Origin of the sequence: Salmonella sp. 32020114201800008SM (genome assembly GCF_017572025.1) — a bacterium.
GTDB classification, from domain to species: Bacteria; Pseudomonadota; Gammaproteobacteria; order Enterobacterales; family Enterobacteriaceae; genus Salmonella; species Salmonella enterica.
Window position 1 is genome coordinate 199105 of sequence record NZ_JAGEQM010000005.1, and the last position, 14007, is coordinate 213111.

A 14007-nucleotide genomic window follows, 5' to 3' on the forward strand; every position below is an offset into this window, starting at 1 on the left:
TTACTCATGGTCAGGGTCGAGACGACGGCGACTGAGAATACGTAGCAGACGCCACAATACCCACGCCAGTAATACCACACTGAGGGCCGCCAGTACCGCCAGCAGCACCGGGTGATTCGCCAGCGCATACCACAGCCGCTCAAACCACGGCAGATGTCCGACGTAATAGATATCGCCAACGCGCAGACTGTGAACGCCGGACTCGCGGATCACCGCCACGGAACCAAACATCGCGGCGCGTTTACCGCTGTCGTTCACGGCGTCGTTCAGTAGCTGGTAACCGCGCGGGCTATCAGCCAGCAGAGCAATCACGCTGCGCTGATCATTAAACGGCGACTGGAAGCCCACCACCGCCGCCATCGGGCCGCTGGCGGTGACGGTGGACTGCGCATCCGCCGCGCGATCGGCCTCATCCGGCATAATCGACGGGAAAGCGGTCTGCCGCATCGGGGTTTTTACCCAGCTTTGTGTCGCCTGCACCAACAGATCGATACGCTTATCATCTTTTAGCTTGCCCGGAATAGCGCCAATAATCAGCAGATCGGCGTCTTTGTCGGCTATCTGAGCGCTATCATCGGTGATGGTCAGATTAATTGCCGGGAAACCGGTCTGCCCGCCAATGGCACCGACCGTATTCAGCAGCGTTTCCATTTGCGCTTCGGTTGGGGTCTTCGGCATCACCGCCAGCGTGTCAGACAAGTCGGCCATCCGGCTGAACGGGAAACCCGCATTGGCGAACGCGCGTAAATCCGGCATCGCGATAAAGTGGTAATATTTCGAAAAATCGATAGTGGAGTCATCCCCTATCACCACATGATTCGGTACCGGCTGGAAGGTAATACAGTTGTCCACCGACCCGCCCGGCATCGGATTCATGTAGCGGAAGTCAAAACGTAGTTGGTTCATCGCCCCCAGTTTGAGCGCCGGAATAGACACATCTGTTTTACCATCCAGCAGTCCCTGAAGTACCGGCAAGCGCAACAGGAGTCGATTAGTTTCCTGCGTGCTGTTAAGGCTAAAGGCTTGCAGGAACTGGTTATTCAGACTGATGTCCAGTCGTGAACTGTCTTTGGTCGGCGGCGAGGTATAACGGTAGTTGAGATCCATATCAATACCGTTGCTACGCAGCAAATAGAGGTCCGGCGGCAGATTCAAAGAAACATTGATGGGCGCCGGCTCCAGCCCACTCGACTGGAGCTGCTCTTCATAGGTTTTCAGCTCGCCAAAAGTGACCGGGCGATCGGTACGCACCCAGTTCGGCGCATCATACGGTTTGCGCGCCAGCAGCGGTTTTACATCGTTGACCACCACGCTGGAACCACGGAAGAGAATATTCCCTTGCGCGATACCTTTTGCCGCTTGCAACAGGTCTTTATCATCACGGCCAAACACGACCAGCAACTTCACATACGGATTATCCGGATGGCTCATCATCTCGATAACCGGCGCGTTAACCGCAGGATGATCGCGCAGGAAATCGGGGCGTCGATCGTTGGTGGCGAACACGATCGCATTGCGATCCGGCAGGTGATTATACAACACCGGGAAGCGCTGACCGCGCCAGCCCGCCCGCGAGCCAAACCAGGACGCGACAATAGAAGCCGCCTGCTGCTGCGCCAGATCCGGCATGTCAGCAAACACTATCGGCAACGTCACCGGACGGTTATCCCGCGGATCGAAAAACGGCACCGGGAAGTGGGACAGATCGTTATTCACCGCCAGCATGTTATAGGTCAGATCCAGGGCGCTATTTCGCCCGATGTCTAACCACAGAGTACTGCTGGCCGGATTTTCACACACGTCGCGATAGTGGCCGACAAACTCCAGCCGCACCCGGTTAAAATCGGTGATAAATAGCGGATTGATAGGTACCTGCGCCAGCGTCTTTTTCCCCAACTGCTCTTTTGTCACCGGCAGTACGCCCATCAGTTCATCATTGAGATAAACCTTGAGCTGCGACTGAACCGGCAGGAGCGACGGCGAGGGCGTATATTCCAGATTCAGCACCGCTTTCGACGCCACTTCATCGCTGCGCATACCAAATTCAATGCCGCCGTTAGGGTTAACGCCACGCAGCGCCATACTACCCGGCGGCGGCGCGATTTGCGCAAAGGTCAGCTTGACCTCGCGCGAAGGCGCGGTCTGTGCCACGACGGGCGCCTCAGTTGCGGGCGACGGCGCAGGCTCGGTGGGTTCAGCATTTATCAATGGCGGCATCGCAGGCGCCGCCGCCGTCATGAAAGCAGGAAACGCGCTTAATCCTATTACCGCCGCACACATCCAGGACAATTTTCTTTTCATCGCATTATCATCATTGTTGAGCCTGAGCCATAACCCGATCCGACGGCTGTATCGCCGCTTGCCGCTCCGGGCGACGCGGAATAAACGATACAATCCAGGCAATTAACGCCGTCAACGATCGGAAAATTACTTTTACTGAAGGCGGCGCGAATTCCGCGAGGTGGCGATATCCGCGGAAGCCCAGCTTCAGAATATCCAGCAAGCTTTCCAGCGGTTTATCTTCCGGGAAGCTATCTTGCCAAAGCGCCCACGTATCGGCGCGAGCGAAGGTACACTGCACAAAATCAATATGTTGTTTGGTGGTGAGCGGCATCAGTTGCAGCCCGACCTCATTGCCCGTTACGCGCACCACCTGCGTTGGAAAGACATATTCCTGCTGCCCGCGTTTAAGCAACAGATTCACTTTCTGCCCTTCCAGCACTTGCGCCTGACCGTTGATATTGATGCCTAACCCGCCGTCGGAGAAGTCATGTACGGTACAGGAGAACAAATGTCCATCTTCGCGGGCGATGGCCCCCGGCATGGCAATCTCGACCCGATGCGCGCGTCTGACCTGTTTACTCTCTACCGAAACCGCAACCGCGCCGCCGAGAATGACCAGGTTATAGAAGACCCACACCAGGCTAACGATGACGGTCAGCGTTTCATTTTCCGGCCCGTAATAGTATCGCCATACGCCCGCCGCCACGCCGAGCAGGTTAAGCAAGACAAGGAAGATATACGGACGCGAGATTACCCAGTCGACGTACTTCTCTTCCACCAGCCCGCCTTTCGCCGTGACGTTAAATTTCCCTTTGTGCGGATTGATCAACGCGACCAGAGTCGGCGGTGCGATATACCATGCCAGTACCGTTTCATAGATTTCACTCCAGAAAGAGTGACGATACTTGCCCTGAATCTTCGAGTTAGTCAGGCTGGCGTGGACCATGTGCGGTATCACAAATAGCGCAATCATCAACGCAGGCGCATAAATGATATAGGCGTGCAGCAGCAGAAAAGCCAGCGGCGCGGTCAGAAAGATCAGGCGCGGAATGCCGGACAAGAAATGGAACATCGCGTTGAGGTAGCACAGCCGCTGCGCCAGTTTTAAGCCTTTACCAAACAGAGGGTTATCGAGGCGGAAAATTTGCACCATGCCCCGCGCCCAACGAATACGCTGCCCGATATGCGCCGACAGGCTTTCCGTCGCCAGCCCCGCCGCCTGCGGAATGCGCATATACGCTGAGGTATAACCTCGCCGGTGCAGCCGGAGCGAAGTATGCGCATCTTCCGTCACCGTCTCAACGGCGATACCGCCAATCTCATCCAGCGGCTTACGGCGAATCACCGCGCACGATCCGCAAAAGAAAGTGGCGTCCCACATATCGTTACCGTCCTGCACCAGTCCGTAAAACAGCGTGCCTTCGTTAGGCGTTTTACGAAAACGTCCCAGGTTGCGCTCAAACGGGTCCGGGGAGAAGAAATGATGCGGCGTCTGCATCATCGCCAGCTGTTTTTCTTTCAGGAACCAGCCCATTGTCATTTGCAGAAACGAGCGCGTCGGCACATGGTCGCAATCGAAGATCGCCACAAACTCGCCTTTCGCGTGTTTTAGCGCATTGTTGATGTTGCCGGCTTTGGCGTGTTCATGCGTGGCGCGGGCAATGTAATGCACGCCAACATGTCGGGCAAAATGACGAAATGATTCACGCCCGCCGTCATCAAGGATCCAGATATTCAGCTTGTCCTTCGGCCAGTCAATGCCAAGCGAAGCGTAAATGGTATTTTTGACCACGTTAAGGTCTTCGTTATAGGTCGGTACAAAAATATCCACCGTCGGCCACTGCGACATTTCTTTCGGCAACGGCACCGGTTGACGATTTAACGGCCACACCACCTGGAAGTACCCCAGCACCAGCACAATCCAGGCGTAGGTTTCCGCAAACAGCAGAATCAGCCCGCACACCAGACTGACCGGGTCGTCCCAATTTAGCGTCGAGGTATAGCGCCACCAGATATAACGACAGGAGACCGTTAACGACAGCACGATGAGCATCAGCGCGGAAAAGCGTCCCGGCATACGTCGTACCAACAGCGCAACGCCCCACAGCAACAGCAGAAAGATAAATTGCGATAGCGGGTTAAATGGCTGCGTAATACAGATCAGCGCCAGTATCAGTGAAAAGGTCACGATAACGCCCAGAATAAAACGCCGGGCGCCGTTGCTAAGATGTCCCAGCTCTTTTTCCTTTTCCAGATGCGTTGTCTTTTGGCGCACCCGTTCCGGTAAGGTATCCATCCATTGATGGTAACGTCCACGAACGTCCTTCAGGCGCGCAAATGACCGCCAGCGCGGTTCATGACGTTCTTTAGCCGACGAGATCATCACCAGCCAGAGGGTCTGAATGAGGTAACGGGCCGGGTCCAGCGGGCGCGGGCGGGCGGCGTTAATATGCGGATAAAGCGCTTTATGCCCGTCGCGAATACGCTGCCAGCGCGGATGCTCAAGCGGAAACACTATCCACGCCAGAATCGTCCACAGGCAGCCGAGCGCTGCGCTAAACGGCGACGCGCCGTGGCGGCGGTAACCCTGATAGCGCTCGCTCAAACGCGCGCTAACCGGCGGGATAAGCAGCCACCGGGAAAGGGCGCTCATCGCAGGCTCCCGGCGGACGTTTTGTCGCCCGCATCATGCAGCAGGCACCAGTTCGCCAGCGTTAACACCTCTTCGGCGGCTAACGAATCGCTGCGATATTCGCCTAACGGTTGTTTCGACGCCATGCACTCCGCCATCGCCTCATCGCGATGGATCACAATGGGCAGCAACCGGCGCTGGCTTTGCAGCCAAACCTGGTACAGATCGTCCTGTAACTGGCTGCCAATGCGTAAGTCATTGATCAGAATATGCGCTCCGGCAGGCAACGCCTGCTGATGAAGGCGAATATGGCAGTTAGCGTCAACCTGGGCTATCGCCAGCGTATGGTCGCAGAGGCTCACCAGCTGCCCTGTCAGCGGTGACGCGCCGTAGGGCAAGTCCAGTAAAATCCAGCTATAACGCCCGCTCGCTTTCAGCGCCTGGATAGCCGATCCGATCTCTCCCAGCGTCTCCTGCCAGGCCTGCGGATTTTCCCGCTCTTGCGCGGTGAGCTGTCCAAACGGCAGTAGATCAAGCTGCGAGGTATAACGTAACCCGGCATCGCGCCAGTCCTGACCGTCCAGCAACGATCGCGCCCAACCGCCCTGATGGACGAAGTCGACGTTAAACGACATGCGCAGCAGGTTATCGGGGCTGGTGTCAATCACCAGGACATTTTCCCCTAAGATTTGTAACGCCCAGGCGAGTGCTGCGGTGAGAGATGTGGTTCCCACCCCGCCGCGCACGCCCTGCAGTCCCAGAATCGCCATTCATGGCTTCCTTAATGAATGTGGTTGCGCAAATTCAGCCAGGAGCGGCCATCTTTTAATCGCCGCCGCCAACTGTTCGCGTTGGGAAATATCGGTATAATCTATTTCGGGTAGTGAAAACGCCTGGCTTAATGCCAGAAAATCATTTTGAAAAGTGTAGCCCAACGTTGGATCGGACTGAGCGCCAGGTTCATTGTTATACATTCTGGTTGCTCCTTTTTAAATATTTCTCACTGGCAGCATTACGCCCCGTCGTCAATACGGGAGAACGCGCATTTTTCATCTTTCCGTGACATCGTTTATAATGTGTAAAAATGCAAAGCGCAGAGTTACAGGGCATCCTGCCGGGCAAATTGATTCACATGCTAAATCTGATGCGTTTTAATTTCAATGTTAGGTTTATTTCTGTGCTTTCGCTAGTAAACTGATAAACAGTTAAAATAGTGACATGAGGGACACTGTGGACCCCGTATTTTCTCTCGGCATCTCATCATTATGGGATGAACTGCGCCATATGCCAACCGGCGGCGTCTGGTGGGTTAACGCCGATCGCCAGCAAGATGCCATCAGCCTGGTGAATCAAACGATTGCGTCACAAACGGAGAATGCAAATGTCGCCGTCATCGGCATGGAAGGCGATCCTGGCAAAGTAATCAAATTAGATGAATCTCACGGTCCGGAGAAAATCCGCTTATTTACCATGCCGGATTCAGAAAAAGGGCTATACTCTTTGCCCCACGATTTGCTTTGTTCTGTTAACCCGACGCATTACTTTTTCATTCTTATTTGTGCAAATAACACGTGGCGGAATATAACGTCAGAAAGCCTGCATAAATGGCTGGAAAAAATGAATAAATGGACTCGTTTTCATCACTGTTCATTGTTGGTTATTAACCCTTGTAATAATAGCGATAAACAGTCCTCGTTGTTGATGGGCGAGTATCGCTCACTTTTCGGCCTCGCCAGTTTACGTTTTCAGGGCGACCAACATTTGTTCGATATTGCCTTCTGGTGTAACGAAAAAGGCGTCAGCGCCCGACAGCAGTTATTGCTGTGTCAGCAGGACGAACGCTGGACGCTATCCCATCAGGAGGAGACGGCAATTCAGCCGCGTAGCGACGAAAAACGCATTCTTAGCCACGTCGCCGTCCTTGAAGGCGCGCCGCCGCTCTCGGAACACTGGACGCTTTTCGACAATAACGAAGCGCTATTCAACGACGCGCGCACGGCGCAGGCCGCGACAATTATTTTTTCGCTTACACAGAACAACCAAATCGAGCCGCTTGCTCGTCGCATTCATACTTTGCGGCGCCAGCGGGGAAGCGCGCTGAAAATTGTCGTGCGCGAAAATATCGCCAGTTTGCGCGCCACCGATGAGCGCCTGCTGCTGGGCTGCGGCGCGAATATGATCATTCCCTGGAACGCCCCGCTTTCACGCTGCCTGACGCTTATTGAAAGCGTGCAGGGACAGCAGTTCAGCCGTTACGTACCGGAAGACATCACCACGCTACTGTCAATGACGCAGCCGTTGAAACTGCGCGGTTTTCAGCCGTGGGATATCTTCTGCGATGCCATCCATACGATGATGAGCAACACCCTGCTCCCCGCCGACGGGAAAGGCGTTCTGGTCGCGCTGCGCCCGGTGCCGGGCATTCGGGTTGAGCAGGCGTTAACATTATGTCGGCCAAACCGAACCGGCGATATTATGACCATCGGCGGCAACCGTCTGGTGCTGTTTTTATCATTCTGCCGGGTCAACGATCTGGATACCGCGTTAAACCATATTTTCCCTTTGCCGACGGGCGATATTTTCTCTAATCGTATGGTCTGGTTCGAAGATAAACAAATCAGCGCCGAGCTGGTGCAGATGCGCTTATTGTCGCCGGAACTGTGGGGAACGCCGCTACCGCTGGCAAAACGCGCCGACCCGGTAATAAATGCCGAACACGATGGCCGCATCTGGCGTCGTATTCCTGAACCCCTGCGATTGCTCGACGACACCGCGGAGCGTGCATCATGATGACCATCAGCGATATCGTGCAAATTATTCTTTTTTGCGCGCTGATTTTCTTTCCGCTGGGGTATCTGGCGCGTCATTCGCTACGCCGTATCAGTGATACGACCCGGCTGCTATTTGCCAAACCTCGTTATGTAAAACCAGCCGGAACTCTGCGCCGCGCTACGAAAGTCAAGGCAGACAAAAAATGACTCAGCATACTCAAACTCCATCAATGCCTTCTCCGCTCTGGCAGTACTGGCGCGGTCTTTCCGGCTGGAACTTCTATTTTCTGGTCAAGTTTGGCCTGCTGTGGGCAGGCTATCTGAATTTTCATCCTTTACTGAATCTGGTATTCATGGCGTTTCTGCTCATGCCAATACCAAAGTATCGCCTTCACCGGTTGCGCCACTGGATTGCCATTCCCGTCGGCTTCGCGCTGTTCTGGCACGATACCTGGCTGCCCGGCCCGCAAAGCATTATGAGCCAGGGGACGCAGGTGGCGGAATTCAGCTCCGGTTATCTGCTCGATCTGATCGCCCGTTTTATTAACTGGCAAATGATCGGCGCCATCTTCGTACTGCTGGTTGCCTGGCTTTTTTTATCACAGTGGATTCGGGTCACGGTGTTTGTGGTCGCCATCATGGTATGGCTGAATGTCCTGACATTAACCGGCCCGGTTTTTACGCTGTGGCCAGCAGGCCAGCCAACCGATACGGTGACGACGACTGGCGGTAATGCGGCCGCTACCGTCGCGACAGCGGGCGATAAGCCGGTCATCGGCGATATGCCTGCGCAAACCGCGCCGCCGACGACCGCGAATCTGAACGCCTGGTTGAACACCTTCTATGCCGCGGAAGAAAAGCGGAAAACGACGTTCCCGGCGCAGCTTCCGCCTGATGCGCAGCCGTTCGACCTATTGGTCATCAATATTTGTTCGCTCTCCTGGTCGGATGTCGAAGCGGCAGGCTTGATGTCACATCCGCTATGGTCGCACTTTGACATTTTGTTTAAACACTTTAATTCCGGTACGTCTTACAGCGGCCCGGCGGCCATTCGTCTGCTGCGCGCCAGCTGTGGTCAACCTTCGCATACCCGACTTTATCAACCAGCCAATAACGAATGTTATCTGTTTGATAATCTGGCGAAACTGGGCTTTACTCAGCATCTGATGATGGATCATAACGGTGAATTTGGCGGCTTCCTGAAAGAAGTTCGCGAAAACGGCGGTATGCAGAGCGAACTGATGAACCAGTCCGGCCTGCCAACCGCCCTGCTGTCATTCGACGGCTCGCCGGTATATGACGATCTGGCGGTCCTGAACCGCTGGTTGACAGGGGAAGAACGTGAAGCCAATTCCCGCTCCGCGACTTTCTTTAACCTGCTGCCGCTGCACGATGGCAACCACTTCCCCGGCGTCAGCAAAACGGCGGATTATAAAATCCGCGCGCAGAAACTGTTCGATGAACTGGACGCCTTCTTCACCGAACTGGAGAAATCCGGGCGTAAGGTGATGGTAGTCGTCGTACCGGAGCACGGCGGCGCGCTGAAGGGCGACAGAATGCAGATCTCAGGCCTGCGCGATATTCCCAGCCCCTCCATCACCAACGTCCCGGCGGGCGTGAAATTTTTTGGCATGAAAGCCCCGCATGAGGGCGCGCCGATTGATATTAACCAGCCGAGCAGCTACCTGGCGATTTCCGAACTGGTCGTACGCGCCGTGGACGGTAAGCTCTTTACCGAAGACAGTGTGAACTGGAACAAGCTGACCAGCAATCTGCCGCAAACCGCGCCGGTTTCAGAAAACGCTAATGCGGTGGTGATTCAGTACCAGGGTAAGCCCTACGTTCGTCTGAATGGCGGCGACTGGGTGCCTTACCCGCAGTAAACCGAAAAAGGCCGCAAGGTTTCCCCTGCGGCCTGGTTCGGGCGCATGTTGCCATTACGGCGGACAGACGCTCAAAACGCGTTACTTCCTGTCACGTAGCCAGTTGACGATCACACTGGCGATAATGCCAGCAATGATCGGCGCCGCCAGATCGTGCCAGAAGGCCACGCCCAACTGCGTAAGCGTCATATAGCCGCCTTGTTGCAATGGCAACCGTTCGCGGCTATCCTTGATGTGTTGAGGTTCAAGTTAGCCCCCGTCAGGTTGCCAGGTTTATACCAGTCAACGTGCGGGGGTTTTCTCTATCCAGCAACCTATGCCGCCGGGGATCAAACCCCCGCAACATTGCGCCTCACCGGGTAAACCCGGCTTGCTGCTGATATTACGGCAAAATCCCCGTCCCGGCACGGCGCTAACGTGCAATCTGCGTGACGCTTCGCAGACGATTACTTTTATTTGCCAGAATACATTCAGCATTTCTGAGGCTGGCAGTCAGCCGCTCAATTCTGTAAATTATGCCTCCTCGCGGCCAGTCCCGGTGATACCGAAACCCTCGTTCAGCATCCTGCGTCTATGACATATTCGCCTGTTGCGCCAGAGGAATGGCTAAAAGCAGGTATTACCGACGAACTTATCCGTCTTTCAGCGGGACCTGAAGATCCCGACGATATTATTCATGACCTTGAACACGCCAGCAGAAAAGCAGCATTCTGACGATTGCTCGGCGAACCGCTGTCACCGGTTTGCCGCATCGGGTATCAAGGCACTATAGCCTGGTTATAGGCAGCATTCTTTATGAGAGAGCTGCGTATATTTTGGGCAGGGGGCTCTATGCAGGACGACACATTACCATTAAATAACAGTAACGCTACGACCACACCGCTTTCAACGAGATTACCGTTTACAAAATATGATTTTGGCTGGGTGCTCTTGTGTATCGGTATGGCGATCGGCGCCGGTACCGTCTTAATGCCAGTGCAAATCGGTCTCAAGGGGATCTGGGTATTTATTACCGCTTTTATCATCGCCTATCCAGCTACCTATATTGTGCAGGATATTTATCTAAAAACGTTATCTGAAAGCGAAACCTGTGACGATTATACGGATATTATCAGTCACTATCTTGGCAAAAACTGGGGCGTTTTTCTCGGTGTAATCTATTTTCTTATGATTATCCACGGGGTGTTTATTTACTCCCTGTCGGTGGTGTTTGATAGCGCCTCCTATATCAAAACCTTCGGCCTTACTGAGGCCGATCTTTCGCAGTCTATTATCTATAAAGTCGTGATTTTCGCCGTGCTGGTGGCGATTGCCTCCGGCGGGGAAAAGTTATTATTTAAAATTTCCGGCCCGATGGTGGTGGTAAAAGTCGGGATCATTGTGATATTCGGTTTCGCGATGATCCCACACTGGAATCTTGATAATATTTCCGCCTTTCCCGCCGCATCGGTTTTCTTTCGCGACGTACTGCTCACTATCCCATTTTGCTTCTTTTCTGCGGTCTTCATTCAGGTGCTAAACCCAATGAACATCGCCTATCGTAAGCGCGAGCCTGACCGTGTGCTGGCCACCCGGATGGCGATTCGCACGCATCGCATTAGCTATATTACGCTGATTGCCATTATTCTCTTTTTCTCGTTCTCGTTTACCTTTTCGATTAGCCATGAAGAGGCGGTATCAGCGTTCGAGCAGAATATTTCCGCCCTTGCGCTGGCAGCTCAGGTAATCCCTGGCCATATCATCCACATTACCTCTACCATCCTCAATATTTTTGCCGTACTTACCGCGTTCTTTGGTATTTATTTAGGTTTTCACGAAGCGCTTAAAGGTATTGTACTGAATGTATTGAGTCGTATTATGGATGTCAAAAATGTCAACCCACTGTTACTGACATCTGGAATCTGTGTCTTTATCGTGGTTACTCTGGTTATTTGGGTTTCGTTTCGCGTCTCAGTATTGGTCTTTTTCCAGTTAGGCAGTCCGCTTTATGGCATTGTCGCGTGTATTATTCCCTTTTTCCTGATTTATAAAGTAACGCAACTGGAAAAATTACGCGGCCTGAAAACCTGGCTTATTCTGTTATATGGAATATTGTTGTGCCTGTCGCCGTTATTAAAATTGCTTGAATAAGAGCCTATCCCACCAGGCGTTATTGGCGCAGCCAGTTTGGACACGGACAGCGCGCAAAAACCGGAGCGTACACGTAGTACGTGAGGTTTGACTCGCTACGCTCGCCCTTCGGGCCGCCGCAAGCGGCGTTCAAAACGCTAACGCGTTTTGGCGAGCACTGCCCAGGACCAAAATGGCAAGTAAAATAGCCCTAATGGGATAGGCTCTAAGTCGTACCGGAGAGCCATGCCCGGTGGCGCTACGCTTACCAGGCCTACAGGTACGGTGTAGGCTTGATAAGGCGCAGCCGCCATCCGGCATAAAACGCAATTAACTCAGCGGTTTCTGCGGATTTTCATCCTGATCGACGGCAAAGCAGGCCACCAACTGGCCGTCGTACTCTTTAAGCTGCGGCTGTAACTGCGTACAGGGTCCGAAGCGACGGCTGCAGCGGGCGTTGAAGGCGCAGCCCGGCGGCGGGTTCAGCGGACTCGGCAACTCGCCGGTCAGCTTAATCCGCTCACGGCGATCATCCGGATTCAGCCGCGGCGTGGCGGAGAGCAACGCCTGGGTATAGGGATGACGTGGATTGTTAAAAATCTGCTCTTTGGTCCCTTTCTCCACGCAGCGGCCTAAGTACATGACCATCACTTCATCGGCGATGTGTTCCACCACCGACAGGTCGTGCGAGATAAAGACATAAGACAGCCCCATATCCTGTTGCAAATCCATCATCAGGTTCAGCACCTGGGCGCGCACCGACACGTCGAGCGCGGAGACCGGTTCGTCGGCAATCACTACGTCCGGATCAAGCATCAGACCGCGGGCGATAGCGATACGCTGACGCTGGCCGCCGGAGAACATATGCGGATAGCGGTCGTAGTGCTCGGTTTTCAGCCCCACCTTCGCCATCATCGCCAGCGCTTTTTCACGACGCTGCGCTTTACTCAGGCTGGTATTGATCAGCAACGGCTCTTCCAGAATTTGCCCCACTTTCTTGCGTGGGTTCAGGGAACCGTAGGGGTTCTGAAACACAATCTGAATTTTCTGCCGCCGCAGTTTCTGCGCGTGCGGATCGTGTTTGAGCAGATCCTGCCCCTGGTAATAAAGCTCTCCGCCGGTTGGCGTTTCAATCATCGTCAGCAGGCGACCCAGTGTGGATTTTCCACAACCGGACTCCCCCACTACGGCCAGCGTTTTACCGCGTTCGAGATTAAACGACACGCCGTCCAGCGCTTTTACCAGCCGTTCCGGAGAAAAGATCCCCTTCTTCACCGGATAGTGTTTTTTCAGGTCGATAGCCCGCAACAGCGGCTGTTGTAAGGTGGCCTCATGCGTACTCATAGTGTGGGCCTCCCGGCATCATCGAGTGGGTAATGACATTTTGACTGACGTCCATCGTCCAGTTGGTTGAGAGCAGGTTCTTCCGCACGGCATCTGCCCGTGGCGTAGGGGCAGCGCGGGTTAAGCAGACAGCCCGTCGGTCGGTCATATTTCCCCGGCACCACGCCCGGCAGCGACGCCAGACGCGCTTTGTCCTGAGCAAACTCTGGTAACGCGCGTAGCAGTGCCTGGGTGTAGGGATGACGCGGCGCGCGGAAAATATCCTGCGCAGCGCCGGTTTCGACGACCTGCCCGGCGTACATGACGATAATTTTGTGCGCCGCTTCCGCCACCAGCGCCAGGTCATGGGTAATCAGCACCAGCGCCATGTTCTCTTTTTGCTGCAACTCCAGCAGCAGCTCAATAATTTGCGCCTGAATGGTCACATCCAGCGCCGTGGTCGGTTCATCGGCAATTAACAGCTTTGGTCGACAGGCTATTGCCATCGCAATCATCACGCGCTGACTCATGCCGCCAGAAAGCTGGTGCGGATAGACATCCAGACGAGAAGCCGGATCGGGAATACCCACCTGGTTCAACAGGTCAATCGCTCGATGACGACGGGTTTTCTTGTTCCCGCCCTGATGTACCTTGATGGCTTCCATAATCTGAAAGCCAACGGTATAGCAAGGATTGAGGCTGGTCATCGGGTCCTGGAAAATCATCGCCACTTCAGCGCCCACCAGGTTGCGACGTTCCTTCTCGGAAATGCGCTTCAGATCCTGTCCGTTAAAGAGCAGGTTTTCCGCCATCACGCGGCCTGGGTAATCGATAAGCCCCATAATCGCCAGCGAGCTGACGGATTTGCCGGAACCAGACTCGCCGACAATACCGACCACCTCACCCTGCTTCACGCTGTAGCTAATGCGGTCGACGGCTTTGAACGGTGTCCCTTCGTCGCCGAAGTGCACCGATAATTGATCTACATTTAATAACGCCATCTCGA

General features: G+C 54.3%; 11 protein-coding genes and 1 pseudogene. 5 read left to right on the plus strand and 7 right to left on the minus strand.

Annotated elements, in window-relative coordinates:
* Genes bcsB through bcsR form a run of 4 tightly spaced genes read right to left on the minus strand, consistent with a single transcriptional unit; the run spans position 1 to position 5889 of the window.
* A complete protein-coding gene (gene bcsB / locus J4613_RS15070) occupies positions 1 to 2301 on the minus strand; it encodes a cellulose biosynthesis cyclic di-GMP-binding regulatory protein BcsB (protein WP_001748888.1) in 2301 nt (766 codons plus the stop codon).
* A 10-nt stretch (positions 2302 to 2311) separates the two neighbouring features.
* Entirely contained in the window at positions 2312 to 4936 is a 2625-nt protein-coding gene (gene bcsA / locus J4613_RS15075; protein WP_111742206.1) for a UDP-forming cellulose synthase catalytic subunit, read from the minus strand.
* The gene (bcsQ, locus tag J4613_RS15080; protein WP_111742205.1) at positions 4933 to 5685 is read right to left on the minus strand and encodes a cellulose biosynthesis protein BcsQ; all 753 of its coding nucleotides are present in this window, start codon (positions 5683 to 5685) and stop codon (positions 4933 to 4935) included. The genes bcsA and bcsQ overlap by 4 nt, the downstream gene beginning before the upstream one ends.
* The gene (gene bcsR / locus J4613_RS15085; RefSeq protein WP_000282616.1) at positions 5686 to 5889 is read right to left on the minus strand and encodes a cellulose biosynthesis protein BcsR; all 204 of its coding nucleotides are present in this window, start codon (positions 5887 to 5889) and stop codon (positions 5686 to 5688) included.
* 244 nt (positions 5890 to 6133) lie between these two features.
* Here bcsR and bcsE point away from each other — a divergent pair, with 244 nt between their 5' ends.
* The 3 genes from bcsE to bcsG are packed head-to-tail and all read left to right on the plus strand — an operon-like array spanning position 6134 to position 9569.
* On the plus strand, positions 6134 to 7705 hold the full coding sequence (gene bcsE, locus J4613_RS15090) for a cellulose biosynthesis c-di-GMP-binding protein BcsE (protein WP_001205767.1): 1572 nt from the start codon (positions 6134 to 6136) through the stop codon (positions 7703 to 7705).
* Positions 7702 to 7893: a cellulose biosynthesis protein BcsF gene (bcsF, locus tag J4613_RS15095; RefSeq protein ID WP_000988321.1), complete on the plus strand. Its 192-nt coding sequence runs from the start codon at positions 7702 to 7704 to the stop codon at positions 7891 to 7893. Before bcsE ends, bcsF begins: the two co-directional genes overlap by 4 nt.
* Positions 7890 to 9569, plus strand: coding sequence for a cellulose biosynthesis protein BcsG (bcsG, locus tag J4613_RS15100; protein ID WP_000192026.1), 1680 nt, complete (start codon positions 7890 to 7892; stop codon positions 9567 to 9569). The genes bcsF and bcsG overlap by 4 nt, the downstream gene beginning before the upstream one ends.
* Positions 9570 to 9650: 81 nt before the next feature.
* On the opposite strand, the gene J4613_RS15105 is transcribed toward bcsG, so the two are convergent.
* Complete coding sequence (locus J4613_RS15105) at positions 9651 to 9758, minus strand: type I toxin-antitoxin system toxin Ldr family protein (protein WP_001537650.1); 108 nt, start codon at positions 9756 to 9758, stop codon at positions 9651 to 9653.
* A gap of 372 nt (positions 9759 to 10130) precedes the next feature.
* Between J4613_RS15105 and J4613_RS22720 the strand changes: the two are divergent.
* Both J4613_RS22720 and J4613_RS15115 read left to right on the plus strand, forming a co-directional pair.
* Positions 10131 to 10283 (plus strand): annotated as a pseudogene (locus J4613_RS22720) (PLP-dependent transferase); the annotation flags it as partial.
* A gap of 117 nt (positions 10284 to 10400) precedes the next feature.
* The gene (locus tag J4613_RS15115) at positions 10401 to 11699 is read left to right on the plus strand and encodes an aromatic amino acid transport family protein (RefSeq protein WP_021000882.1); all 1299 of its coding nucleotides are present in this window, start codon (positions 10401 to 10403) and stop codon (positions 11697 to 11699) included.
* Between the two features lie 309 nt (positions 11700 to 12008).
* On the opposite strand, the gene dppF is transcribed toward J4613_RS15115, so the two are convergent.
* Positions 12009 to 13022, minus strand: a complete 1014-nt coding sequence (gene dppF / locus J4613_RS15120) for a dipeptide ABC transporter ATP-binding subunit DppF (RefSeq protein ID WP_000103563.1) — start codon at positions 13020 to 13022, stop codon at positions 12009 to 12011.
* Positions 13019 to 14002, minus strand: coding sequence for a dipeptide ABC transporter ATP-binding protein (gene dppD, locus J4613_RS15125; protein WP_111742204.1), 984 nt, complete (start codon positions 14000 to 14002; stop codon positions 13019 to 13021). Before dppD ends, dppF begins: the two co-directional genes overlap by 4 nt.
* Positions 14003 to 14007 lie beyond the last annotated feature (5 nt).